This is a genomic window from Salinivibrio sp. EAGSL (assembly GCF_013366455.1).
Lineage (GTDB): Bacteria > Pseudomonadota > Gammaproteobacteria > Enterobacterales > Vibrionaceae > Salinivibrio > Salinivibrio costicola.
The window spans coordinates 1-25,443 of record NZ_JABWMG010000004.1 but is presented as its reverse complement, the minus strand read 5'-3'; the positions used below and the strand labels follow the sequence as shown (position 1 = coordinate 25,443).

The window sequence follows — 25,443 nt, the reverse complement described above, 5'->3', positions numbered from 1 at the left end:
CATTAGTGAGCCGTTTTTGTTAGTGTCAAATGAAGGAATTATCAAAAGGAATGCTCATGGTGCTGTCTGACTCCCTTTCCGCCAACCTGAATCAACATTGGACACAATTGGCTGAATTCGCCCCCCAAGCACTTGACCAATGGCAAGGACCCGCCCGCGACCAGCTGGAAAAGGCATTGGTATGCAGCGATTTTATTGCCTCTGCGCTCACGCACACTGACGGATTGTTGCAATGGCTTCATCAACATCACCGCGATGTATCACGCGAGGCCTGCTATCAGCCAGAACTGACGGCAGCGCTTGAGACGGTGAATGATGAGCATGAATTCCATCGTCAACTACGTCTGTGTCGGCAACGTGAACTTGTGTGGATTGCTTGGCGCGATATTCATCAGCAGTGGCCAGTAGAGGCGAGTTTACAGCATTTATCGGCCTTGGCTGAGGCGCAGATCCTCAGTGCTTATCACTGGTTATATCAGCGTTGTTGCCATGATTGGGGCACGCCAATGAGCCCAGATGGCGACCCTCAGCCTATGTTGATACTCGGGATGGGGAAATTGGGAGGCGGTGAGCTCAATTTTTCTTCCGATATCGATTTGATTTTTACCTATCCCGAAAATGGAGATACTCAGGGAGCAAGGCGCAGTATCGCCAACGCCCAATTCTTTACGCGACTGGGTCAAAGGCTGATAAAAGCGCTCGATCAGCCTACCGTCGATGGTTTTTGCTATCGCGTTGATATGCGATTGCGCCCATTTGGCGACAGTGGGCCTTTGGTGATGAGCTTTTCTGCCTTGGAAGATTACTACCAAGAACAAGGGCGTGATTGGGAGCGTTACGCCATGGTCAAAGCACGGGTGATGGGCAAAGAGCAATACGACTGTTATCAAACGCTTAGACAAATGCTGCGTCCTTTTGTCTTTCGACGCTATATCGATTTTAGCGCGATACAAGCTTTAAGGCGGATGAAGCAGTTAATTCAACGAGAAGTACGTCGGCGTGGACTGACGGATAATATTAAACTGGGTGCGGGTGGCATTCGAGAAATTGAATTTATTGCACAATCTTTCCAATTAATTCGTGGGGGGCGAGAGCCCAGCTTGCGTCAGCGTGGCTTACTGGAAACCTTGGATGCGATAGAAGAACTGGCGTTACTGCCAGCCGCTGAAGTCAGTCAGTTAAAAGCGGCCTACTGCTATTTGCGTCGGGTCGAGAACTTATTGCAGGCCATTGATGACAAACAAACGCAGACCTTGCCCGATAACGCGCTTGATCGGGATCGTCTCTCCTTCGCCATGGGGAGCAAAGATTGGGCGAGTTTACACGCGGAGATCGCGCGGCACATGCAGGCGGTCAATCAGGTTTTCTCTGGCTTAATTGGCGAAGATGAACAAGATAACGACATGGATGTTGATAGTGAGTATCACGATCTATGGGCGATGGCGCGCGATGTCGACAACGCTAAATTGATCCTCACAGGGTTGGATGTGCCGGAGGCCAATACTGCTGAGCAATTATTAACGTTTAAGCAAGAGCTTGCGAAACGGACCGTTGGCCCACGTGGCCGTGAGGTGATCAATCGTCTGATGCCGGTGTTGTTAAGTAAATTATTAACCTTGCCTGAGCCTCAACAGGTTCTGCCGCACATTACCCATTTATTATTAAATATTGCCACTCGGACAACGTATTTAGAGTTATTAGATGAACATCCGGGGGCGATTGATCAAGTCCTTCGGCTTTGTACCGCCAGCCCCATGGTGGCGGAAAAGCTGGCACGTTATCCCTTGTTGCTCGACGAGCTGCTGGATCTGACCCACTTGTATCAACCTCTTGCGCCTGATGCGTATCGCAGCGAATTGCGCGATTATCTGGCACGGATCCCGGTTGAGGACATGGAGCAGCAGATGGAGGCCGTACGTCAGTTCAAGCAAGTGCAACTATTAAAAATTGCCGCCGCAGATATTGCCGGTGTCTTACCGGTGATGCGGGTCAGTGATCATTTGACTTACTTGGCCGAGGCGATTGTAGAGGCGGTGGTCAATCAGGCCTGGCACCAGATGGTGGAAAAATATGGCCAACCGACACACTTAGGCGAGCGAGAGGGACGTGGCTTTGCGGTGATTGGTTACGGCAAGTTAGGAGGCTGGGAGCTGGGTTACAATTCCGATCTCGACGTGGTTTTTCTCCATGACTGCCCCGCGGATGTTGAGACTGACGGGCGAAAAGTGATTGATGGCCGGCAATTTTATCTGCGTTTGGCGCAGCGCATTGTGCATCTTTTCTCCACCCGCACTCCGTCTGGGATTTTGTATGAAATCGACACGCGCCTTCGCCCATCAGGTACCTCAGGGATGCTGGTGAGCACGTTAGAGGCCTACGCGGATTATCAACAAAACGAAGCCTGGACGTGGGAGCACCAAGCGTTAGTTCGCGCGCGGATGATCGACGGCGATCCCGACCTTGAGTCTGGCTTTGCACAGGTGCGGCATCGCATTTTAGCGGCCTCGCGCGATCAGAACATACTGCGCGAGCAAGTCACTGGCATGCGTGAGAAAATGCGGCAGCATAAAGCGACAGGGCAAAACGATACCTTCTCCATCAAACAAGACGCTGGTGGGATCACGGATATCGAGTTCTTAGCGCAATACCTGGTGCTCGGCAACAGTGCCACACAACCTGCGTTAACCCGTTACAGCGATAACGCACGCATTTTTGAGCAAGCAGGCGAGCTTGGCGTGATGACGATGGCACAAGCGGAGCGCCTGAAATCGGCGTATACCCGCATGCGCAATGCATTGCATCGTAGCCACTTGGCGGGAGAGAGTGGCAAGGTCGAAGCCAGTGCATTCCTCGACGAACGCGATGCCGTGATGCAAGCTTGGCAACAATGGCTAGCGACAGAAAAGGCGTCGTAAATCAGCGATCCGCGTGCGATGCTCAATAAAGCGATGGCTCGCCCTCAGGGCGTGTTTTAAAGCGTCGGTGTAACCACATATATTGCTCCGGCGCTTGTAGGATTAACTGCTCAACCGCGCGATTGGTGACAACGGCAGCCGCATCGGCGTCCTTGGGAAAGTCCTGCAGCGGAGAATGGATGGTTATCCGGTACTGACCACCGCGCCGATCTCTCACAATCGAAAACGGCACCACGGCGGCGTGACCTGCGTGTGCGAGTAAGCTCGTCCCTGTGGTCGTACAGGCTTTCTCAACGGCGAATAATGGCGCAAAGGTAGAACGGCGTCGCCCATAGTCATGATCCGGTGCATACCACATCCTATCGCCTTGCTTGAGATGATGAATCATGGCTTTAACGTCTTTCCTGTCGATGGCGCCATTGTGTTGCGTCCGGCCACGGTGCTGGAACCAATCATAAACAGGATTATTGTTAGGGCGGTACACACCCACGCCAGGAGTGACCTCACCTAAGGCACGTGCCCCCAGTTCTAAGTTCATCGAGTGCACAGCGATAACGAGTACCCCTTGCCCCTGACTTTCTAGGTGTTTAAGTTGGTCTAGGCCTTCATAGACCACATGTTTTTTGATGCGCCAAGAAGGCCAAAACCATGCCATACAGGTTTCAAAAAGGGCCAAGCCAGAGTTGGCAAAGTTCTCTTTCACCATCGCCTGACGCGAGGCAGGACTCATTTCAGGGAAACACAACGCCAGATTACGATCGGCGATCTTCACACGCCGTTTCATCAGCGTATGCATCAGTCGGCCAAGCCCGCGCCCCGCGTAAAACTGAACGCGATAGGGAAGCCAGCTGGCTAGGTACATGAGTCCCACTCCGAGCCAAGTGTGAAGATAGCGAGGGTGAAGAAATCCAATGTGAAATTTTGGCGGTGAAAAATCGCTCATAGTGTCAATGACTCGTGAAAACAAAAATGAAACCGGCCGTCAGGCATGCGCCACATTGTAGAGTAAATTGCAGGGGCTGTCCTGTGCTTGTCTGCCCGATGGATGTTGAGATTGTGCGCAGCGCACGCCTGTACGCGCCCCATTTGGTTTTTGGCTATGCTACTATCGCTCGGTAACGACAGTATTCGGAGATCCAGATGAAACTCAGCCTGCCTGATTATAACCAAGCCAATGTTCTGGTTGTCGGTGATGTGATGCTTGACCGCTATTGGTATGGTCCCACCGGACGTATATCACCAGAGGCGCCCGTGCCCGTGGTCAAAATCAATCAAACGGAAGAGCGCCCTGGTGGGGCTGCCAACGTGGCGATGAACATCGCTGCTTTAGGAGGACATACCCAGTTAATTGGTTTGACAGGCAAGGACGAACAAGCGGATGCGCTAACCCAAACCCTGGATTCTTTAAACGTCAATTGTGACTTTGTGGCGCTGGACTCGCATCCAACCATCACCAAGTTACGGGTGATGAGCCGTAATCAGCAGTTGATCCGGCTCGATTTCGAGGAGGGATTTGCGGGCGTGGATCTCACCCCAATGCTGACAAAAGTGACAGCCGCCTTACCCAAGGCGCAGGCGATGATCTTATCGGATTATGCCAAAGGTGCATTAGCGCAGGTGCAATCATTGATCCAAGCCGCGAATCAAGCCGGCGTGACCACCTTGGTGGATCCCAAAGGGACGGATTTTGAACGCTATCGTGGCGCCAGCCTGCTGACGCCAAACCTGAGTGAGTTTGAAGCCGTGGCTGGCACGGTGACAGACGATCAAAGCTTGGAAGAAAAAGGCTTAGCGCTGATTAAACACTACGAATTGGGCGCGTTGTTGGTCACCCGTAGTGAGCATGGTATGACCCTGCTTCGTCCTGATGCCGCCCCACTTAACTTGCCGACGCTGGCCAAAGAGGTCTATGACGTCACCGGTGCTGGCGATACCGTTATTTCGGTACTGGCGGCCTCGCTGGCTGCCGGCAAACCGATCGAACACGCATGTGCACTGGCCAATGCTGCTGCCGGTGTGGTAGTCGGCAAGCTCGGCACCTCAACGCTATCAACCATTGAGTTAACCGAAGCCATACACGGCTCGCACGAGTCCGGCTTTGGGGTCACCACAGAATCGCAACTGATCGACGCGGTTAAGGTGGCGCAAGGACGGGGTGAGAAAGTGGTGATGACCAATGGCTGCTTTGATATTTTGCACGCCGGTCATGTTGCCTATTTAAACGAAGCCGCTAAATTGGGCGACCGCCTGATTGTCGCGGTTAATACTGATGCGTCGGTACAAGGTTTAAAAGGACCAGGCCGCCCGGTTAATCCCACCGATCGACGTATGGCAGTCTTGGCGGGGCTTGGCGCTGTGGATTGGGTGGTACCCTTTGGCGAAGAAACGCCTGCGCGCCTGATTAGTGCGGTGTTACCGGATTTATTGGTGAAAGGCGGCGACTATCAGGTCAGTGAAATAGCCGGAGCTGAAGCGGTGCTTGCCAATGGCGGTGAGGTCAAGGTGCTTAACTTCGAAGAAGGATGCTCAACGACTGAGATCATTGAATCGATTCGTCGCGGGCAATAACCTTGTCCCCGTTTTGAATAAGGTCAGCGACCAGCGCAACGGCCAGACGAGCCAGCTGGGATAATGCGATAAAAAGATAGTGCGATAAAAAGATCATGCGATCAAAAAAAGGTGCCGATGTGGCACCTTTTTTATTCAACGCATGGACTAGTCTTGTTTCACCAGCCCTTGGTTGATATCAAGTAAGTCTTGCTCGGTCAAGGTGCCGACCGCTTGGTGTAAACGCAAATGACTTAAAATGTAATCGTAACGTGCGTTTGATAGATTACGGTTGGCGTCATACAAACGGCGTGTCGCGTCTAACACATCGACAATGGTACGGGTGCCCACTTCAAAGCCGGCTTCTGTCGCTTCTAATGCAGAGCGAGCTGAAATCACCGTTTGTTCATAAGCACGCAGCGCGCCAATCGAAGCATTAATGTCGTTATAGAACGCACGCACATCTTTCACTGTGCTCCGGTAAGTGGACTCTAACCCCTGCGAGGCGGCCACATATTCATGTTGTGCTTTTTCAACATTGGCAGAGGTGCTGCCACCGGTGAAGAGCGGTAAGCTAAAGTTGAGCGCAGCCGTCCCCTCGTTAGAATCAACAGAGCCTGGCGTGTGTTGGTTATCAACATCCGTCATCCCGTATTTGGCGCTAAACGTCAACGTAGGCAGATGACCGGTTTTGGCGAGCTTAATCTGCTCTTTGGCGGTGTCACGCGCAATGCGGTTAGCCAGCAGTTGCAGATTTTTCTCTTCTGCGGTCTTCACCAAAGCAGCGGGTTGCTGTTGCGGGTTGCTGGCACTAAAACGCGCTTTATCGAGCACGCGTAAGTCTCTCGGCGCTTGGCCGGTGATCTCACGTAAGCCTTCATAGCTGTTGGTGAGGGCGTTTTCTGCCAAGATCTCATCGGCGAGCACAGCGTCATACTGCGCTTGAGCGTCGTGCACATCGGTAATCGCCGACAAGCCAACTTCAAAACGTTGCTTGGTTTGCTCAAGCTGACGGCCCACCGCCGCTTTTTCTGCTTGAATAAACTCAAGCTTGTCCATCGCACGTAGGACATCAAAATACGCTTGCGCCACGCGCAGCATCAACCCTTGTTGCTGGGCAGCATAGGCGGCATCCAGTTGACGCGCTTGCATTTCGCTAATATCTAGATTCACCCAGCTATCACGCTTAAATACTTGTTGGCTTAGGCTGATATCGGCGGAAGTGACATCGTTATCACTTTTATCGTCGCTGTCATTGCGTTGGATCGCGTAACTGGCGTTAAGTGCAATTTGAGGCAGCAAGGTGCCGCGGGTAGCATCCACGGCGGAAAACGCCGCGTCACGTTCAGCGGCCGCTTGATTAAGAGTGGGATCGCTTTGCTTCGCTTGTTGGTAAATTTGGGCGAGATCATCGGCAAAGGCTGCATTGCTTACGCTGCCGAGTGCCAAACCTAACGCCAGAGGGAGCAATTTTTTCATAGATAGAATCCCTGAATCTGTGCTATTCGATAAATATACAGTTACTAGCTTAACGCAATTATGCTTGCGTGAAACTGACAATTTCTGAGGACATTGAGTGTAAACTATCCAATTTGTAAATGGGACTTAAAAATAGTTGTAACTTTTATCAAAAAAGTTAAGTTTAAAGTTTGCAGTGAATCAGGGCCAGTGATAAGACTGCGCCGCGACAGCCTATCATAAGGAGCTAGCATGTCAGACCATCCGCCCGGACAATTTGGTCGCGACGATATCGTGATTGAAGATATCTCACCACTTTATCAAGGCTTCTTTTCTATTCAACGCTATCAGTTTCGTCATCGTCTATTTGAGGGCGGCTGGAGCGGTGCGGTGGTACGAGAGCTATTTGAGCGTGGACACGCCGTCGCGGTACTGCCGTATGATCCAGGGCGAGATGAGGTGGTCATGCTTGAGCAAATCCGCGTCGGGGCGATGGCAGCGGGTGCGACGCCGTGGCAGTTAGAAATTGTCGCGGGCATGATCGATAGCGATGAATCACCAGAGCAAGTGGCACACCGTGAAGCGCGAGAAGAAGCTGGATTGTTGTTGCAGCAAATGGAACATGTCACCCGTTATTTATCCAGCTCCGGTGGGTGCTCTGAGCAACTCGATGTATTTGTTGCCATTGTGGATGCGAGTGATGCCGAGGGGATTCATGGTCTAGACACTGAGAATGAAGACATTCTTGTTCATCGTTTTTCTCGAGAGCAGGCGTATCAAAAAGTGGTCGATGGTGAAATTGAGAATGCAGCCTCGATCATTGCTTTACAATGGTTGGAACTCAATGCGGCGAGATTGCGTCAGAGTTATAATCGTTAAAACCGATAACCGATCGTGTACGCATTGCGCAGGCTCGAATAACAAGTAGGTACCCGTGAAAACTAATTATCGTGTCGACTTATCGGCGATGATGCGCCTTTATGAAACTAATTACGCTAAGCTTGTTCGTCTGATGCCACAGCCGGATGAGGTAGGTCGCGTCTGCCGATACGATATTCATGGTCAGGAATATGCGCTGGTGGTCCGCGAGTCGACGCGTTATACCACCTTGCTTGATATCGCGCAGCTTAGTCCAGGAGATGCTCCTTCTTATTTACATGCTAACCTGACTGTACGCTTGTATCACGATGCACGCGTGGCGGAAGTGTGTACCACGCAGCAGATTTCGCGCTTGAAACCACGTTATGATTACCCAAATCCGCGCATGCATCAGCGCGATGAAAAGCATCAAGTGAATGCATTTTTATCGGATTGGCTCGGCCATTGTTTGCGTCGTGGCATTAGCGCGTCTAATCCTATGTATAAATCATCGTTAAACTAAACCAGCAAAGGTACTTTCAACGTTGCAGCCTTGTCAGATAGATAACGCCCACGGCGATTGCATTCGTCTCTTGCAAATTACCGACACGCACCTGTTCGCCGATGAGCAGGGCAGTTTGCTGGGTATTAACACACTTCAAAGCTATCACGCCGTGTTAGAGGCAATCAGTGCGACATCGAAGCCTTTTGATGCCATTATTGCCACGGGCGATTTATCGCAAGATCACTCTGCATTGTCATATCGCCGTTTTGTCGACGGGATTCAACGCTGGAATCAGCCTTGCTTTTGGCTGCCAGGCAACCATGACTTTCAGCCTGAAATGCGCGCGGTGCTGCACTCGAACACCTTGATGGCCCGTTCGCAGGTCTTATTAGGGGAGCACTGGCAAATGATCTTGCTCGACAGCCAGGTCGCGGGTGTGCCGCACGGTGAATTATCTCACGATCAACTCAAACGCTTAGATGCGGATTTAAGTGCTTATCCAGAGCGACACGCGCTCGTGCTATTGCATCACCATCCTTTGGAGGCAGGAAGCACTTGGCTTGATCAGCATAAACTGGTCAATCGAGAGGCGTTTTGGCAGATTATGGCTCGCCATCCTCAAGCGAAAGTGGTGGTGTGTGGCCATATTCATCAGGCGTTAGATATTCGTCATCAAGGCGCGCGTGTGATGGCAGCGCCTTCAACCTGTATCCAGTTTATGCCCGATTCGCATGATTTTGCCCTCGATAACCAAAACCCGGGTTGGCGCTGGCTGACGCTTTATCCTGACGGACACATTGACACGCAAGTTGAACGTGTCACCGGACGTTACTTCCGTCCTGACTTTGACTCGAGCGGGTATTAATCAACATGGCATCTGCGTTACTTTACTTACATGGCTTTAATAGCTCGCCACACTCATTAAAAGCCACGCAAATGCGTGAGTTTTGCCATCGTTACCGGCCTGATATTGATGTATTGGTCCCGCAACTCCCTAGCCATCCCGCGCCGACTATCGATTTACTTTCTGAACGGGTAGAGGCCTACAGGGAAACGCATCAACTTGGATTGGTCGGAAGCTCATTAGGGGGATTCCTCGCCACTTGGTTGAGTGAACGTTATCAATTGCCTGCTGTACTGGTGAACCCTGCGGTTCGCCCTTATGAGTTATTGCAAGACTATATTGGCGAGCAGGTTAACCCTTATACCCAAGAACATTACCACTTGGATGCCGCTGATATTCTCGCCCTGCGTGAGCTTGATGTGCCCACGCTGTCTGAGCCTTCTCGCTTTTGGTTATTACAACAAATGGGTGATGAAGTATTAGATTACCGTCAGGCGGTGGAGAAATTTAACGCGAGCAAACAGACCGTTGAGCCTCATGGCGATCATAGTTTTATTGGCTTTGAACGCTATTGCGAGGAGATACTGCAATTTCTCGGCGTCTAATCTGCTTACCACGCCAATGCTTGTCCACTCATGCTTTGACCAATGCCTTGTCCACCCATGTTTATCTGCCAAAGCGCTCTGCTAAGCGGATACTTAAGCCAACTATGACTCGGATGGCAGTTCACAGAAACTCGTGGCAATCTGGGGTCGCGCTTGACAAGCGGATCCCCCTTGCTGACCATGTCATCACATTTATTAAGCTAATCGATTATGACAGAACAAAACTATAACGCAGGATCGATAGAAGTCCTCAATGGGCTCGAGCCAGTGCGCCGACGTCCGGGTATGTACACAGATACCAGCCGTCCCAACCATTTGGGGCAAGAAGTGATCGATAATAGTGTCGATGAAGCGCTAGCCGGTCACGCCAGTAAAATTGATGTCATTCTTCATGCAGATCAGTCATTAGAGGTGATTGATGATGGGCGAGGGATGCCGGTTGATATCCACCCAGAAGAGGGCGTCTCTGGGGTCGAACTGATTTTATGTAAACTCCATGCTGGCGGTAAGTTTTCCAATAAAAGCTACCAGTTTAGTGGCGGCCTGCATGGGGTGGGTATTTCGGTTGTTAACGCTTTGTCTCATCGGGTCGAGATCAGCGTTAAACGCGACGGTCAGGTGTATGACATCGCGTTCGAAAATGGCGATAAAGTACAAGACTTGACTGTCACCGGAACATGTGGACGCCGTAATCGAGGTACCCGCGTTCATTTTTGGCCCGATAGCCAATTTTTTGATTCGGACAAGTTCTCGCTTACGCGCTTGAAAACCATTTTAAAAGCCAAGGCTGTATTGTGTCCGGGCTTGACGGTGAACCTGACGGATAAAAACACCAATGAAACCATTACTTGGTACTATGAAGACGGGCTCAAAGACTACTTAGCACACAGTGTGAAAGGTTATGAGGTACTGCCCGAGACACCTTTTATCGGTGAATTTAGTGGCCAAAGTGAAGCCGCTGATTGGGCAGTGATTTGGCTCCCAGATGGGGGAGAGTTAACCACCGAAAGTTATGTGAATTTAATTCCAACCCCACAGGGCGGTACCCACGTTAATGGCTTACGACAAGGTATGTTGGAAGCAATGCGGGAGTTTTGTGAATTTCGCAACCTATTGCCTCGCGGAGTCAAGCTGACCGCGGACGATATTTGGGAGCGTTGTGCCTACGTGCTCTCGGTTAAAATTCAAGACCCGCAATTTGCCGGACAAACCAAAGAGCGCTTGTCATCGCGCCAATGTGCGGCGTTTGTCTCTGGCGTGGTAAAAGATGCGTTCAGCCTTTGGCTTAATGAGCGCCCGCATTTGGCTGAGCGCTTGGCAGAAGTCTGTATCGCCAGCGCCCATCGACGGATGCGTGCTGCCAAGAAAGTGGTGCGTAAAAAAGTGGCGTCTGGCCCTGCATTACCTGGCAAGTTAACGGATTGTGCCATGCAAGATTCCAGTCGTACCGAGCTCTTTTTGGTCGAAGGGGATTCTGCAGGCGGGTCGGCCAAACAAGCGCGCGATCGAGAATTCCAGGCGGTGATGCCGCTTCGAGGAAAAATCCTGAATACCTGGGAAGTCTCAGCAGACCAAGTACTCGCCTCGCAAGAAGTACACGATATTTCGGTCGCGCTGGGGATCGATCCGGACTCGAGCGATTTATCTCACCTGCGTTACGATAAAATTTGTATCTTGGCCGATGCGGACTCAGATGGCCTGCATATTGCGACCCTTCTATGCGCATTATTTATGCAACATTTTCACGCGTTGGTCAGAGGTGGCCACGTTTATGTCGCGATGCCGCCTTTGTACCGGATTGATTGTGGAAAAGAGGTCTTTTATGCCTTGGACGAGGATGAAAAGGCCGGGATCTTGGAGCGTTTAAGTAATAAGCGCGGCAAGATCAATGTTCAACGTTTCAAAGGGTTAGGGGAAATGAACCCCTTACAACTGCGTGAGACCACCATGGACCCCAATACTCGGCGCTTGGTACAGCTTACTATCGATGACGAAGAGCAAACGCAACAGTTGATGGATATGTTGCTGGGGAAAAAGCGAGCGGAAGATCGCCGCCATTGGCTGCAGCAAAAAGGCGATATGGCCGAACTTATCGATATTTAAATAACTATAACGGGATCTTATTCGCATGACAGAGGTGACTTATGATGGCGTAGAGCAGCTTGCCCTTCGCCAGTTCACTGAGGACGCTTACCTCAATTACTCGATGTACGTCATCATGGATCGCGCACTGCCGTTTATCGGCGATGGCTTAAAGCCAGTGCAGCGCCGGATTATTTACGCGATGTCCGAGTTGGGGCTTTCCGCCTCCGCAAAGTATAAAAAATCGGCCCGTACCGTTGGCGATGTGTTGGGTAAATACCACCCCCACGGGGATGCGGCTTGCTATGAAGCCATGGTGTTAATGGCGCAGCCGTTTTCTTATCGCTACCCACTGGTTGATGGGCAAGGGAACTGGGGCGCACCGGACGATCCTAAATCCTTTGCTGCGATGCGGTATACCGAATCACGTCTTTCACGCTTTTCAGAAGTGTTGCTGCAAGAGCTTGGCCAGGGCACGGTTGAATGGGGCCCCAATTTTGATGGCACCATGAAAGAGCCGAAGACCTTACCGGCACGTTTACCGCATATTTTATTAAACGGTATTACTGGGATTGCAGTGGGTATGGCCACCGACATTCCCCCGCACAATGCCCGGGAACTCGCCAATGCGCTGGCGGCGATGATTGATAAGCCCAGTATGGATTTAGACGGCGTGCTTGAGTATGTTCAAGGCCCTGACTATCCGACCGAAGCTGAAGTGATCACGCCAAAATCAGATTTGAAAAAGCTTTATACCAGCGGACGTGGATCCATCAAGATGCGCGCTTTGTGGCATAAAGAAAGCAATGAAATTGTGATCACAGCGTTGCCGCATCAAGTCTCTGGTGCCAAATTATTAGAGCAAATCGCCAATCAGATGCGGGCGAAAAAGCTGCCGATGGTGGATGATTTACGCGATGAGTCGGATCATGAAAATCCAACGCGTATTGTCATCGTTCCGCGCTCGAATCGTGTTGACTGTGATCAGCTGATGGATCACTTATTCGCGTCGACCGATTTAGAGAAAAGCTATCGCGTTAACCTCAATATGATTGGCCTGGACGGTCGGCCGCAGGTCAAAGGCTTACACGGCATTTTGTCTGAATGGTTAACCTTCCGACGCCAAACCGTAAGACGTCGCCTTGAGCATCGCTTGGAAAAAGTGCTTGCTCGCCTGCATATTTTGGAGGGCTTACTCGCCGCTTACCTCAATATTGACGAGGTGATTGAGATCATCCGCAGTGAAGATGAGCCAAAGGCGGAGTTGATTCAGCGCTTCGGTTTGAGTGAGAAACAGGCCGAAGCCATTCTTGAGATCAAGTTGCGCCAGTTGGCCAAGTTAGAAGAGATTAAAATTCGCGGTGAGCAAGATGAGCTCAGCAAAGAGCGCGACAAACTCGAAACATTGCTGGGGTCAGATCGTCGGTTAAACACCTTGATCAAAAAAGAAATCCTAGCGGATGCAGAAAAATATGGTGACGACCGCCGTTCTCCTTTGATCGAGCGTGCCGAGGCCAAAGCGTTAACGGAACGTGATTTAGTCCCCAGTGAGCCCATCACTGTGGTGTTATCTGACAAAGGTTGGATTCGTCACGCCAAAGGCCATGATGTTGATGCCAGCAGCCTAAATTACAAAGCCGGGGATCAATTCCTCGATGCCGCACCGGGTAAGAGTAATCAACCTGCGGTGTTCTTGGGATCAGATGGGCGCAGTTATGCGATCGAATCGCATACCTTGCCGTCAGCACGAAGCCAAGGCGAGCCGATTACGGGTCGAATTAATATCACGCCAGGATCATCGATTCGTCATGTACTCATGGCAGATGAAAACCAGTTTATGCTGATGGCTTCCGATGCGGGCTATGGCTTTGTGTGTAAACAAGCCGATATGCTGTCAAAAAACCGCAGCGGCAAAGCCTTGCTAACGGTGCCCGCGCATGCTGAGGTGATGCCGCCTCGTCAAATCAGCCAGCTAGAAACGGATTTGATTGTGGCTATTTCTAATGAAGGGCGAATGCTGGTCTTTCCTGTGCATGAACTTCCTCAGTTGAGCAAAGGCAAAGGCAATAAAATCATTAATATCCCTGGCGCACGCGCGAAATCGCGTGAAGAAGTGTTAAGTCAGCTCTACGTTGTGCCTGCCGATGTAGGGATTACTCTGCACGCAGGTAAACGGAAATTAACGTTAAAGCCAGACGATTTGGCTCATTATCGTGGCGAGCGTGGTCGTCGAGGGAGTATGCTGCCTCGAGGCCTTCAGCGCGTGGATGAGATAGATATTCTCACTGATGAATAACACAACGTCCGCCCTTGTGATCAAGGGCGGCGTGGGTGCATTTTTGTGCTGAATCCGTATACTGACTCGCCTTCTACGCTGGCTCTTTGGAGAGAGAAATGATTTTTGTCGTGCGACTGCTGGCATTATTAATTGCCGCTGTGTTGCTGTTTGTCTTTGGCGGGCTTTACTGCTTATTAAGCCCCCGTAACCCCCGTAATTGCTATCATATCAGTAAATGGTTTGGGCGCCTCTCTCGTTTATTTGGGATTCGCTTGGAACTGCGTTTTGCCGAAGGCGCACCGCGCGAGCCCGGTGCCAGTGTTTGTATTGCCAACCACCAAAGTAACTGGGATATGGTGACCTTATCTAATGCATTAATGCCTGGCGCGGTCACCGTTGGTAAAAAAAGCCTCTTGTGGGTACCTATTTTTGGCCAGCTTTATTGGCTAACCGGCAACGTATTGATTGATCGAGCGAACCGCAGTAAAGCGATGGGGACCATTGCGCAGGTGACGGAAAAGATCCGTGCCAAGCAACTGAGCGTATGGTTATTCCCAGAGGGGACACGTTCTCGCGGGCGTGGGTTATTGCCTTTTAAAACCGGCGCGTTTCACGCCGCTATCGGTGCCAACGTGCCTTTGATCCCGATCGTATGCAGCTCAACGCATCATTTAAAAGCCAATCGTTGGAACAATGGTCATGTGATTGTTGAAGTGATGGCACCGATTTCATCTGAGGGCTACGATAAAGACAATGTTCGTGCGCTTGCTAAACACTGCCACCAGGTGATGAAAAGCAAGTTAGAACAGCTTGATGCAGAAGTTGCGGAACGTAATCAACGCGACCGCTAATTGAGGATTCAGCTATGACTTCAACCCAGCGCCACCATGTTGTGTTGGTATCACCTAATGGTGAACCACAAGGGATCGCTGAAAAGTTGGAGGCGCATCAGCAAGGATGGCTGCATATGGCCTTCTCCGTTATGTTATTTCGATGCAACGCCAATGGGGAACGTGAGTATCTACTCCAACGTCGGGCGGCAGATAAATATCACAGTGGCGGGTTGTGGACTAACACCTGTTGTTCACACCCCAAACAGGATGAACCGATTGCCGCAGCGGCAAAGCGGCGTCTATACGAAGAGTTAGGTATTGCGCGTCCGCTCAACTTTATGATGGGACCTTGGTTTGAATATCGCGCAGAACTGGGCAATGGGTTGATTGAACACGAGTTGGATCAAGTCATTGCCTGTGAGGTGAATCGCGTCGATATGATCTTAAACCCAGATGAGGTAGAAGATTGTCGCTGGTGGCCGGAAAGTGAGGTGAGGCAGGCAGTCGCAGAGAGCCCTGAGCGATTTACCGCATGGTTTGAGCAGGTACTGACCCGGATTCATGCGATGGTTGAGTTGCCAACCGCCTCGCAGATATAAACTGAGATTGGCTGGGTGACAATTAAGCGGCGTCGTCGACGCCGCTTTTTTTCTTTAAGCGCTACGTACCGCGATGGCTTCAATTTCAATATCAACATCTTTGGGCAGGCGTGCCACTTCAACACACGAACGTGCTGGATAGTTTTCTACCCCGTGCTCGTCAAAGAATGCACCATACACTTTGTTGATATCGGCAAAGTCTTCCATGTTTTTCACAAACACAGTGAGCTTAGCAATATCGTTCACTTTCAGTCCTGCCGCTTCGACAACCGCTTTAACATTATCCAGCGACTGGCGTGCTTGCGCCGTAATTTCTGGTGAAATCTGTCCAGTTACCGGGTTAACCGGGATTTGGCCAGAAGTAAGGATCATATTGCCAAGATCAACCCCTTGTGAATAAGGACCGATCGCTTCTGGCGCTTGTTCAGTTTGCAGTACTTGGATCATTGTCTATTCCTTTGTTAAAACGCAACACCTATAGTCTGCAACGGTTATCCAGCCAGGTAAAGCCGTTTACACGGGGGCAAGGCGATCACGGACCACTTGCTCGCAGGCACTGAGATCGCTTAAGCGGCGAGGGGCGACCAAAATGGTGTCGTTGCCGCCTACCGTGCCTAAAATTAAGGGGTGCCGGTGAAGATCGATTAAGCGTGCAATCAGTTGGGCACCGCCTGGATGTGTTTTTACCACCACCATGGCGTGGCTACAGGTGATCGCGTCAATTTGTGATCCAACCGAAGAGATCGCATACACAGGCTCCATCTCGCCACTCAGCGTATAGACTTTTTGTCCATGCGCATTGGGTACTTTGGCGACCCCCAGCTTGGATAATAACCGAGAGACAGTCGATTGGCTGACATCAAGATAGCCAAGATCCACCAGTTGCTGACGCACAGCATCTTGGGTAGTAAAGCTTTGGGTTTGGAGTAAATGCCGGCACGTTGAAAGGATATCGTCCTCTGGTGTGGCGGCTGTTACCGATAGAATTGCATCATCAACCACGGGCAACCCCTTATAATTAACGGCACTTTACGTTAATATCAGTAGATAAAACTGATGATTAGCGACTCAATCGCATATGCTATCAGTTGCGGTAAAGGGAAACCTTGATGCGTGTCACTGCGTGGTATCAAGAGGAGAAGCAGGGCGCCGTGTGACGCCCTGTTAGGGGATTAATCGCCGAGGGTGGCGACCATCACCGCTTTGATGGTGTGTAAGCGATTTTCTGCTTCGTCAAAAACGATAGAGCAGTCTGACTCAAACACATCTTCGGTGACTTCTAGCCCTTTTAGGCCGTATTTTTGTTCTATTTCGGCGCCGACGGTCGTTTCGTTATTATGGAACGCGGGCAAGCAATGCATGAATTTTACATGTGGATTACCGGTTGCTTTCACTACATCCATATTGACTTGATAGGGTTTCATCATCGCGACGCGCTCGTCCCAAGCCTCTTTAGACTCGCCCATGGAAACCCAGACGTCGGTATACAAGAAATCACAATCTTTAACGCCTTCTTGTACGTCTTCGGTGAGCGTAATGCGCGCGCCGGTTTGCTCTGCAATTTCACGGCATTGTGTCACCAATGCGTCTTCCGGCCAGAATGCTTTTGGTGCAACCAAGCGAATATCCATCCCCATTTTCGCTGCACCGACCATCAGGGAGTTTCCCATGTTGTTGCGAGCATCGCCTAGATAAGCAAAGCGCATTTCATGAAGCTGCTTACCACGGCCATGTTCGAGCATGGTCATTAAATCGGCTAAGATTTGCGTAGGGTGAAACTCGGTGGTCAGGCCATTCCATACAGGTACCCCGGCAAACTCACCGAGCTCTTCGACAATGTCTTGTCCAAAGCCACGGTATTCAATACCGTCATACATGCGGCCGAGTACGCGAGCGGTGTCTTTCATCGACTCTTTATGACCAATTTGAGAGCCGGTTGGGCCGATGTAGCTGACTTGGCCGCCTTGGTCGAACGCAGCGGTTTCAAAGGCACAGCGGGTGCGTGTTGAGGCTTTTTCGAAGATCAGAGCAATGTTCTTACCTTTTAGACGCGGCGTTTCATAACCGTTGTATTTGGCTTTTTTGAGTTCAATAGCCATGTCGATAAAGTGTTGGATCTCACGAGGCGTGAAGTCCAGTAGTTTCAGAAAGTTACGGTTGCGTAGGTTAAAAGCCATAATGGTAAATCCTCTTCGTTATTGGTCTCAGGCTTGTGCAGGAGCAGGTTGGCCGTGAGAAATATTGTTTTTATTCACTGAATGTGGACGAATACGCGTGCCCGCCTGACCGGCTAGAATCGCTAAACCATCTTCTAAAGCGCCGATGCCAACCAGTTTTCCACCTTGGCGCACAAATTCGCACGAGGCATCAATTTTAGGCCCCATTGAGCCTGCATCGAAGGTGTATTGGCTTAGATCCTCGGGCGTTGTCTCGGCGATGGCCCGTTGATTGGGTTGACCATAGTCGAGATAGACCGCCTCGGCATCGGTCAAAATCAGCAGAGCGTCGGCATTGATTTGGCGGGCTAAGAATGCGGCTGACATGTCTTTATCAATTACCGCTTCAATGCCTTTGAGTTGATCACCTTCTTTAATGACTGGGATACCGCCACCACCGGTACAAATCACTAAATGCCCCTGTTTGATCAAGCTGGCAATGGCATCATCCTCAATAATGCCAGTGGGTTGCGGGCTAGGTACCACTCGACGGAAATATTGGCCATCCGGTTTGATATCCCAGCCATATTTGTCAGCAAGCTGATTCGCTTCTTGTTGGTCATACACGGGCCCAATCGGTTTGGTCGGATTGGCAAATGCCGGATCCTTGGGATCAACCGTCATTTGCGTGAGCATACAAGACACATGTTGATCCGGTGCTAAGTTATGTAGCTCTTGCATCAGCATGTAGCCAATCATGCCTTGGGTTTCAGAGCCGAGCACATCCAACGGATAAGGGGTCACAGATTTATACTCTAACCCTTGCAGTGCCAATAAGCCGACTTGTGGGCCATTGCCATGAACCAGAACGACGTTATATTGCTCACCAATCGCCGCGATGGTTTTTGCCGCTTTGGCGATATTGGCACGTTGAATGTCGGCTTCTAAAGGTTCGCCTCGACGCAGGAGGGCGTTGCCACCTAATGCAACCACGACAGTGGGTTTATTCATAATCATACTCTCTACAGTCGTTGGGGCTGAGCGCAAGCAGGCTCAGCCCAATGCGTTTTAAATACCATCACGATGGATAGGGCAGCTCATGCAGCGCGCGCCACCCCGGCCGCGGCCCAATTCGTCACCGGGAATCGACAAGACAGTGATACCCGCTTTATCGTATTTTTCGTTGGTATAGGTATTCCGTTCATAGCCCACCACGACACCAGGACGAACGGTGAGTACGTTGTTGGCATCATTCCATTGCTCACGCTCGGCTTCAAAGCTGTCACCGCCTGTGGTAATCAGATTCAGTGGGCCGACATCAAGTCCTTTTTCAATCGCGGTCAGGAAGTAATCCTCTTCGCGAACATTGAGTTTGCCAGTGCGATCACCGGTGAGGCTCCAGCATTTGATGTCTTTGCGAATCACTTCTGGGTATACCGAGAAGGTATCTTCGCGCATATGGGTCATCACGGTATCAAGGTGCATGCATGAGCGGTGTTTAGGGAGCTCCATCGCAATCACTTGCTTGGCTTGTCCGTGTTTGAACAAACTGGATGCGAGGTTTTCTACCCCTTGCGGCGTGGTGCGTTCAGACATCCCAATGAGGACCACGCCTTTACCCAAGACAGTGACATCGCCGCCTTCGATAGTGGCATTGTCATAATCAATGTTCTCGCCACCAAAGTAGGTAATAAAGTCGCCATTGGCGAAACGTGGGTGCCATCTATAAATGGCGCGTAGATGGTTGGTTTCACGTTTACGCGCCGGTTTAGCCATTGGGTTAATCGATACGCCGCCGTATAACCAGCACGAGGTATCTCGCGTAAATAAGTGATTAGGCAGTGGGTCGATAATAAAGTCTGAAGGGGCATGCATCGCTTGCAACATCGATGTTGTCGCCAGCGGAAGCTCAGAGTAGGCGAGCCCGCCTAAGAACATCGACGCTAACTCATGATGAGGAAGATCATTTAAGTAGCAGCGGATATCGTTCGCAAACGACGGACCAAAGGTATAGTCAGATATTTTTAGGTTCATCAGCCAAGCTTTGGCTTCAGGGACATCCAGTGTTTCAGCCAGCAGGTTTTGCAACAATAAGACTTCCACACCCTGGTCTCGAAGCGTTTGTGCGAACTTGTCATGCTCTTCACCTGCGCGTTCAACGGAAAGCACATCGTCGAAAAGCAGGTCGTGACAGTTAGAGGGAGTGAGGTGTGTCAAAGCACGCTCAGGACGGTGTAACATCACTGTACGTAATTGACCAATTTCTGAGCCGACATAGAAGTTGTTCATCTTTCTTTCTCCGTATATCTCTGCTTGGCTTTTCATCGGAAGGGATAAATAAAAAGTGCAGATTTATTATTGGGTACAAATTCATTCTAACGCGGCGTGATAATGGAACTGGAAGTTGGATCACATTGACTCAATACATCCTAGAGAGCGGTTTTACCCTGTGTTAATGGTATTTATGGCAGATGATTTACGTGGTATTTAATAATTAATCACTTTTAATGATTGCTTAGCGTTTTTATTTTTTTATCTTCAGAGTTTGCGCGGACTTTGTGTTTGTTTTATGCCTATTTTATTTTGCGTGTATTAAAGCTTATGCGTCATTAATGAATGACTATCTTTTGATTTTTTTTAATTTAACAAGTACAGGCGATTTTTTGGTTTGAATTGTGACGGTGATCATTATTATACGACTTGTTGTTAAAAATGTTGTTTTATTGTGAAAAATACAAAGCGACAAAAAAATAAAGCAGGTCAAGGTCGTTTTTAGGCAAAAAAAAGCGCACTTGCTTATCGCAAGTGCGCGTGTGTTGCGGTGATAGTGTTTACAGCATGACACCGACGCTGAGCATAACCATAATCATGATAGTTAAAATGCCAAGTAGGGGAGCAACCCATTTTATCCATTTCGCATAGGGTACACGCGCAATGGCTAAGCCGCCCATGACCACGCCGGACGTCGGAGTCACTAGGTTGACCAAGCCAGAGGCTGACTGGTAAGCGGTGACGACTAATTCGCGACCGACGTTGGCGAAATCAGCGAGGGGCGCCATGATTGGCATGGTTAGAACAGCCAGTCCTGATGATGAGGGCACCAAGAAAGACAGAAGTACTTCAAGCCAATACATCACATTGATAAACACAAATGACGACAAGCCCGATACTAGGCTTTCCGCGCTATTCAGTATGGTGTCGGTGATCATGCCTTTGTCCATGATCACCACAATACCGCGCGCAATACCGATGATCAGCGCTACACCAAGTAGGTCTCTCGCCCCATCTATAAAGCTGGTGGTGATTTCCTCTTCACTCATGCGCGCAATAAGACCAATGATAATGGCGGCCCCTAAGAACACGGCTGAGATCTCGGCCATCCACCATCCGAGCGAGGAGACGCCATAAATCATGACCGCGAATGCACCGGCAAAAACGGTAAGGATGACCTTACGTGTGGCGGTGAAGTCTAGGCTTTGATTATCATCGTGCTCGCCAAGGAAATGCTTTTTATTACTTTCATACTGGTCATAAACAATGGATTGGCTTTGGTCAGCGCGTACTTTCCGAGCATAGCGCATGACATAAGCGACACAAATGAGCCAACCAATGGCCAAAATGGCGAGGCGCAGCAGAATACCGTCGGTAAAAGGAATGCCTGCGGCATTGGCAGCAATCACAGTCGCAAACGGGTTAATGGTTGAGCCTAATGTGCCAATACCTGCGCCAAGTAGCACGGTGGCAGCGGCAACGACAGGATCAAAACGTGCGGCCATCATCACAGGCACAAGCAAGGTATAGAAGGGGAGTGATTCTTCAGCCATCCCGTAGATGGTGCCCCCTGCGGCAAATAGGCCCATCAAGATAGGGATCATCCACTCTTCGCGCCCTTCCAAGCGTTTGGTGACCCGCTCAATACCAGCATCAATGGCGCCCGTTTTCGTCACCAGCCCTAAAAAGCCGCCAATAATAAGAATAAACAGGGAGACATCAATGGCCGCCGCTTCATAAGTTTGGTGATTATAAAAGCCATCAATGGGGGCTAAAAGGACATCCACGATGCCTTGCGGATTACTCTCAACTTGCTGATAAGTGCCTGATACAGGGACTTGTTGACCAAGCTCTTCGTTCATGGTGCGGTCGTATTGCCCTGCGGGTACGACCCAACTTAGGGCGGCAACGACGGCAATAAGAATAAACAGTATCGTATAAGCGGATGGGAACTTCAGATTGGCAAACCAACCTTTTTTCTCAGGAACACTTTGGTTACTCATGGTTTCTCCTCATACCTCTTCTCAGTACAGGGGCGTACTACACGTGTTGAGGTAAAGCGTTAAGTTTCACGTCATTATTATTTTGAGCAATAAACATTTGCTTTGTCTTTATTGTAAAAGCGAGAGGCTTCTGACTTCTTGGTGATATCTCACAAAAGGAAATGTGGCTTTTTATTAAAAAGATGAGCTTAAATTTTAAAGTGAATGTTATGTTGGTTTTTACGCGTACTTATCCTTTTTTTCGCCAAGGAAAAGATGGGTTTTTATTGATTAAAATGTATCTACTTGCAGCGTAAGGCAGATATTATCCCTTTGCTCGATAGCGTTTATGTGAGCAGATTGCTTAATTAGTCATAAGTGGTGGGCGTTAATGATGAATAAAACAGGATAAAACACCAAGGGTTCCAACGTGAGATAATTAGGCTTTTCTTGTTTTAAATCAAATTAGCGGTTGGCTTAAACCGAAGTCCGTATAGGAAAGGGCGCACTTGCGCCCTATTGATGAGGGCGTTATTTCTTTTTGGTGGGTTTTGGCAGCACAATCATATCGCACTCAGAAAAATGGTCTTGGAAAGCGCGATTATTGATATCGAAGATAACAATGAGGTTGCCAAGGCCAAAGCAGGCCGTTGCCATGCGGATCAGTGCCTGAGTGGGGCGAATATTACTGCCATCGGTATTTTGCAGGCGCAGGCGCCATGCTCGCATCCCGAGTGTTTGTCCTGCCTTACACCAAAAATAGCCATAGAACCCACCGATGACACAGGCTAAATACGCTGTATATAATGGGTTAACAATGGGGTGATGGGTGAGAAAGTCACTGATATCTTGGTAGGGCGCGATAGACATGCCGAGCGCTTGTGCGATCGCGAGCAATGCCATCATGCCGCCCCCCGCAAGCATAAGAAGTGCGGCAACCACTAGAATATCATAGACCCAGGCCGCTAAGCGGCGAAAAAAACCTGCGGTTGGACAAGCGATAGAAGACGTTTGCATTGGTGTTTACATCCCAGTATTCAATTCGATGCTAGCCTAGCACAGACACTGTCTTGGCGAGTAAGACTAGGCTGTTGTTTTTTGACCAACTATGGGGATTTTTTCTGCATAAGTGTATCTTAGTGTCCTGAGTTGGTTAAAAATAATGCGAACAAACACTTTTTTGCTTTTTGTGCTTGCACTCGAAAGGGCGGTACGTATAATTGGCCGCACTTGCCGAGATGGCGGAATTGGTAGACGCAGCGGATTCAAAATCCGCCGCCTTAACGGGTGTGAGGGTTCAAGTCCCTCTCTCGGCACCAAATCCCAAAAAAGCCCCAGTCTAAAGACTGGGGCTTTTTTCGTTATGCGCCCGCATAAGCGATGTGCAAGTCACAATCCGCCACATTCTATCCCGCTAATCCTGACGGCCCAAGGTATGATCCCTCGATAAGCAAAAAGAGGGAGTAGTAAGGTGCAAGTGCGTTATCAAGACATTGCTCGTTGGATCGAAGCACAAATCCAGCAGCGCGTTTGGCAAGTCGGCGAGCGGATCCCATCGGTAAGAGAAATGAGCCGTCTCCAGCGCGTGAGTCCAATGACAGTGATGCGTGCTTATGAACAGTTGGAAGCTGATGGCTGGGTTGAAGCGAGACCTCGGTCCGGTTTTTTTGTTCGCCCTCATTATAACCAGTTGGCAGAGCATGTATTGGCGAGGCCGCAAGCTGATTCTCAATGGCTCTCCACGCATCAGGATGTCTTTGATGTGATCAGTGCTAGTCACCAAGGAACGCGCTATCCATTTGGTTCGGCATTTCCCGATCCTCAACTGTTCCCCATGCAAGCCTTGGGACGGGCAATGGCGCGAGTGCTTCGTCAGTCTTCACATCCAGACCACTTTACTATTTTACCACCCGGTGACACTGGGCTGCGTCGGTTGATTGCCCAACGCTATCTGCGTCAAGGCATTAAAGTTGGCATTGACGAAATCATTATCACCAACGGTGCAATAGAAGCATTAAGTTTGTCATTAGCCGCACTCACTCAACCTGGTGATAAAGTCATTATCGAAGCACCCGCTTTTTATGGGGTACTGCAAACGCTTGAAAGGCTACAACTTGAACCCGTTGCTGTATCGGTTGATCCAAGTTCTGGTATTGATATAAATGCGCTTGAGCACGCCTTAATCTCACACCAAGTATCGGCATGCTGGTTAATGAGTAACTTTCATAATCCTACCGGGGCATCGATTCCAGATGATGACCGGCCCCGTGTGGTTAGCCTACTTGCGTCTCATCAAGTCCCACTTATCGAAGATGATGTATATGGTGAGCTCTATTTCACCCCTTCACGGCCCATGCCTTTAAAAGCCTATGATGCGCAAGGCGGCGTCTTACATTGCGGCTCTTTCTCCAAACAGCTTGCACCTGGTTTTCGAGTGGGCTGGGTCGCGGCAGGGTGCTATGCGATGCAAATAGAGAAGCGTCAGTCCGTTTCGAGCTTAGCCGTAGGGGCGCCCAATCAACTGGCGATTGCTGATTACTTAAAACAAGGCGGCTATGACGCGCACTTACGCCGATTACGTGAAACGCTGTCTACTCGTCAAAACCAGGTCCTCACCCAACTCAAAGCGATCTTACCGGCCAGTGCCTCGGTTAGCGAACCCAAAGGCGGTTATTTTTTGTGGGTTACATTGGATAAAAACATCGATACGCGTGATCTGTTTCAGGCGTTAAGGCCGTTTGGTGTGACCATCGCCCCGGGTGCATTGTTTGCGACAGATGGACGGTTTAATCATTGCTTTCGTCTCAATCTCTCGATTGATGGAAAAGTAACAAGAGAGCTCGAGCACAATGATGCCGAGTGTGATGGGTTAAATCAGATTGCGACGGCTCTCTCATCGTTACTCGCCGCGTCACCTGTACCAGTTAAATAGTGATCACTTTGTACTAGGCCGCGACGGCACTTTTCCCTTTAAACTGGATGTGCAATACCAGCTTGGGAGGAAAAGATGAAACAAGAGATGAGCATGATGGTGGTCGCAATAATTTGTGCAGCGTTACTGATCCTTGGCCACATCATTATTATTGAAACACTTGCCTATTACACATGGGCGCAATGGACCGCTGGCGCAATTCCTTTTGTGCTTTTGCTCATGGCGTGGGGCGCTGTGCGTTATTGTCGAGCGAAAGAGCGTGCGGAGGAAAGGCAACAATCGCACTTGCACTAATTGTTTTTTTGTATTGAGGGAGCGTGAGCACCAGCCATCTCTCGCTCTCCACGACTAGAAAAGCTCTCAACGACCGGAAAAAGGGGCCTTTTGTCTGTTTTTGTTTGTTTTGTGAACAAACGAGCAGCAAGGCGCTTTTTTTTTATATTTAGGGGTTGCGGTAAAAACTGAGATCTCTATACTGCGCTTCCTGTCGACGGGGCAACGAGACGTAAGTCACGAAATGCCAACCACGAATCGACACGCTCTTTAACAATTTGACCTATGCAATCTGTGTGGGCACT

At 49.9% G+C, this 25,443-nt stretch carries 21 protein-coding genes and 1 tRNA gene; 13 read left to right on the top strand and 9 right to left on the bottom strand.

Translation table 11 applies throughout. The annotated features are described in order from the left end of the window. The first annotated feature begins 56 nt into the window (after positions 1 to 56). Positions 57 to 2,915 (top strand): bifunctional [glutamate--ammonia ligase]-adenylyl-L-tyrosine phosphorylase/[glutamate--ammonia-ligase] adenylyltransferase, encoded by a 2,859-nt coding sequence (glnE, locus tag HLG76_RS03410; RefSeq protein WP_175993055.1) that lies wholly within the window; start codon positions 57 to 59, stop codon positions 2,913 to 2,915. Between the two features lie 22 nt (positions 2,916 to 2,937). Here glnE and lpxL read toward each other — a convergent pair whose 3' ends face one another. After that, positions 2,938 to 3,858, bottom strand: a complete 921-nt coding sequence (gene lpxL, locus HLG76_RS03405) for an LpxL/LpxP family Kdo(2)-lipid IV(A) lauroyl/palmitoleoyl acyltransferase (RefSeq protein WP_175993054.1) — start codon at positions 3,856 to 3,858, stop codon at positions 2,938 to 2,940. Between the two features lie 197 nt (positions 3,859 to 4,055). Between lpxL and hldE the strand changes: the two genes are divergently transcribed. Further along, entirely contained in the window at positions 4,056 to 5,483 is a 1,428-nt protein-coding gene (gene hldE, locus HLG76_RS03400; RefSeq protein WP_077459932.1) for a bifunctional D-glycero-beta-D-manno-heptose-7-phosphate kinase/D-glycero-beta-D-manno-heptose 1-phosphate adenylyltransferase HldE, read from the top strand. 147 nt (positions 5,484 to 5,630) lie between these two features. Here hldE and tolC read toward each other — a convergent pair whose 3' ends face one another. Further along, positions 5,631 to 6,941 carry an outer membrane channel protein TolC gene (tolC, locus tag HLG76_RS03395; protein ID WP_077459931.1) on the bottom strand — a complete coding sequence of 437 codons (1,311 nt, stop codon included), beginning with the start codon at positions 6,939 to 6,941 and terminating at the stop codon, positions 5,631 to 5,633. 231 nt (positions 6,942 to 7,172) lie between these two features. Here tolC and nudF point away from each other — a divergent pair, with 231 nt between their 5' ends. The 8 genes from nudF (at position 7,173) to idi (ending at position 15,524) form a co-directional block, all read left to right on the top strand. Continuing rightward, positions 7,173 to 7,799, top strand: coding sequence for an ADP-ribose diphosphatase (gene nudF, locus HLG76_RS03390; RefSeq protein ID WP_077660487.1), 627 nt, complete (start codon positions 7,173 to 7,175; stop codon positions 7,797 to 7,799). Positions 7,800 to 7,854: 55 nt separating this feature from the next. Next, on the top strand, positions 7,855 to 8,301 hold the full coding sequence (locus HLG76_RS03385; RefSeq protein ID WP_021023397.1) for a DUF1249 family protein: 447 nt from the start codon (positions 7,855 to 7,857) through the stop codon (positions 8,299 to 8,301). 61 nt (positions 8,302 to 8,362) lie between these two features. Beyond that, positions 8,363 to 9,148, top strand: coding sequence for a 3',5'-cyclic-AMP phosphodiesterase (gene cpdA, locus HLG76_RS03380; RefSeq protein ID WP_368656341.1), 786 nt, complete (start codon positions 8,363 to 8,365; stop codon positions 9,146 to 9,148). A 5-nt stretch (positions 9,149 to 9,153) separates the two neighbouring features. Continuing rightward, a complete protein-coding gene (gene yqiA / locus HLG76_RS03375) occupies positions 9,154 to 9,732 on the top strand; it encodes an esterase YqiA (RefSeq protein WP_077576462.1) in 579 nt (192 codons plus the stop codon). A gap of 210 nt (positions 9,733 to 9,942) precedes the next feature. Beyond that, complete coding sequence (parE, locus tag HLG76_RS03370) at positions 9,943 to 11,835, top strand: DNA topoisomerase IV subunit B (protein ID WP_175993053.1); 1,893 nt, start codon at positions 9,943 to 9,945, stop codon at positions 11,833 to 11,835. Between the two features lie 25 nt (positions 11,836 to 11,860). After that, on the top strand, positions 11,861 to 14,110 hold the full coding sequence (gene parC / locus HLG76_RS03365) for a DNA topoisomerase IV subunit A (protein WP_077773901.1): 2,250 nt from the start codon (positions 11,861 to 11,863) through the stop codon (positions 14,108 to 14,110). Positions 14,111 to 14,208: 98 nt separating this feature from the next. After that, complete coding sequence (locus HLG76_RS03360; RefSeq protein ID WP_077646057.1) at positions 14,209 to 14,943, top strand: 1-acylglycerol-3-phosphate O-acyltransferase; 735 nt, start codon at positions 14,209 to 14,211, stop codon at positions 14,941 to 14,943. Positions 14,944 to 14,957: 14 nt separating this feature from the next. Beyond that, positions 14,958 to 15,524: an isopentenyl-diphosphate Delta-isomerase gene (idi, locus tag HLG76_RS03355; RefSeq protein WP_021023403.1), complete on the top strand. Its 567-nt coding sequence runs from the start codon at positions 14,958 to 14,960 to the stop codon at positions 15,522 to 15,524. Between the two features lie 54 nt (positions 15,525 to 15,578). Here idi and HLG76_RS03350 read toward each other — a convergent pair whose 3' ends face one another. From HLG76_RS03350 to HLG76_RS03320, 7 genes are all read right to left on the bottom strand, one after another. Then, positions 15,579 to 15,971 carry a RidA family protein gene (locus HLG76_RS03350; protein ID WP_077459924.1) on the bottom strand — a complete coding sequence of 131 codons (393 nt, stop codon included), beginning with the start codon at positions 15,969 to 15,971 and terminating at the stop codon, positions 15,579 to 15,581. Positions 15,972 to 16,037: 66 nt separating this feature from the next. Then, a complete protein-coding gene (locus HLG76_RS03345) occupies positions 16,038 to 16,526 on the bottom strand; it encodes an arginine repressor (protein ID WP_021023405.1) in 489 nt (162 codons plus the stop codon). 170 nt (positions 16,527 to 16,696) lie between these two features. Next, complete coding sequence (gene argF / locus HLG76_RS03340; RefSeq protein ID WP_077459922.1) at positions 16,697 to 17,701, bottom strand: ornithine carbamoyltransferase; 1,005 nt, start codon at positions 17,699 to 17,701, stop codon at positions 16,697 to 16,699. Positions 17,702 to 17,728: 27 nt separating this feature from the next. Further along, positions 17,729 to 18,691 carry a carbamate kinase gene (gene arcC, locus HLG76_RS03335; RefSeq protein WP_021023407.1) on the bottom strand — a complete coding sequence of 321 codons (963 nt, stop codon included), beginning with the start codon at positions 18,689 to 18,691 and terminating at the stop codon, positions 17,729 to 17,731. A gap of 57 nt (positions 18,692 to 18,748) precedes the next feature. Further along, complete coding sequence (gene arcA / locus HLG76_RS03330) at positions 18,749 to 19,969, bottom strand: arginine deiminase (RefSeq protein ID WP_025674807.1); 1,221 nt, start codon at positions 19,967 to 19,969, stop codon at positions 18,749 to 18,751. Between the two features lie 542 nt (positions 19,970 to 20,511). Continuing rightward, positions 20,512 to 21,954, bottom strand: coding sequence for a YfcC family protein (locus HLG76_RS03325; protein ID WP_021023409.1), 1,443 nt, complete (start codon positions 21,952 to 21,954; stop codon positions 20,512 to 20,514). 510 nt (positions 21,955 to 22,464) lie between these two features. Beyond that, complete coding sequence (locus HLG76_RS03320) at positions 22,465 to 22,950, bottom strand: RDD family protein (RefSeq protein ID WP_077459918.1); 486 nt, start codon at positions 22,948 to 22,950, stop codon at positions 22,465 to 22,467. Positions 22,951 to 23,165: 215 nt separating this feature from the next. Between HLG76_RS03320 and HLG76_RS03315 the strand changes: the two genes are divergently transcribed. The 3 genes from HLG76_RS03315 (at position 23,166) to HLG76_RS03305 (ending at position 25,159) form a co-directional block, all read left to right on the top strand. Beyond that, positions 23,166 to 23,252: transfer RNA gene (locus HLG76_RS03315), tRNA-Leu, on the top strand. A 152-nt stretch (positions 23,253 to 23,404) separates the two neighbouring features. Beyond that, a complete protein-coding gene (locus tag HLG76_RS03310) occupies positions 23,405 to 24,865 on the top strand; it encodes a PLP-dependent aminotransferase family protein (RefSeq protein WP_077577409.1) in 1,461 nt (486 codons plus the stop codon). 75 nt (positions 24,866 to 24,940) lie between these two features. Further along, complete coding sequence (locus tag HLG76_RS03305) at positions 24,941 to 25,159, top strand: hypothetical protein (protein ID WP_021023412.1); 219 nt, start codon at positions 24,941 to 24,943, stop codon at positions 25,157 to 25,159. Positions 25,160 to 25,443: the final 284 nt, after the last annotated feature.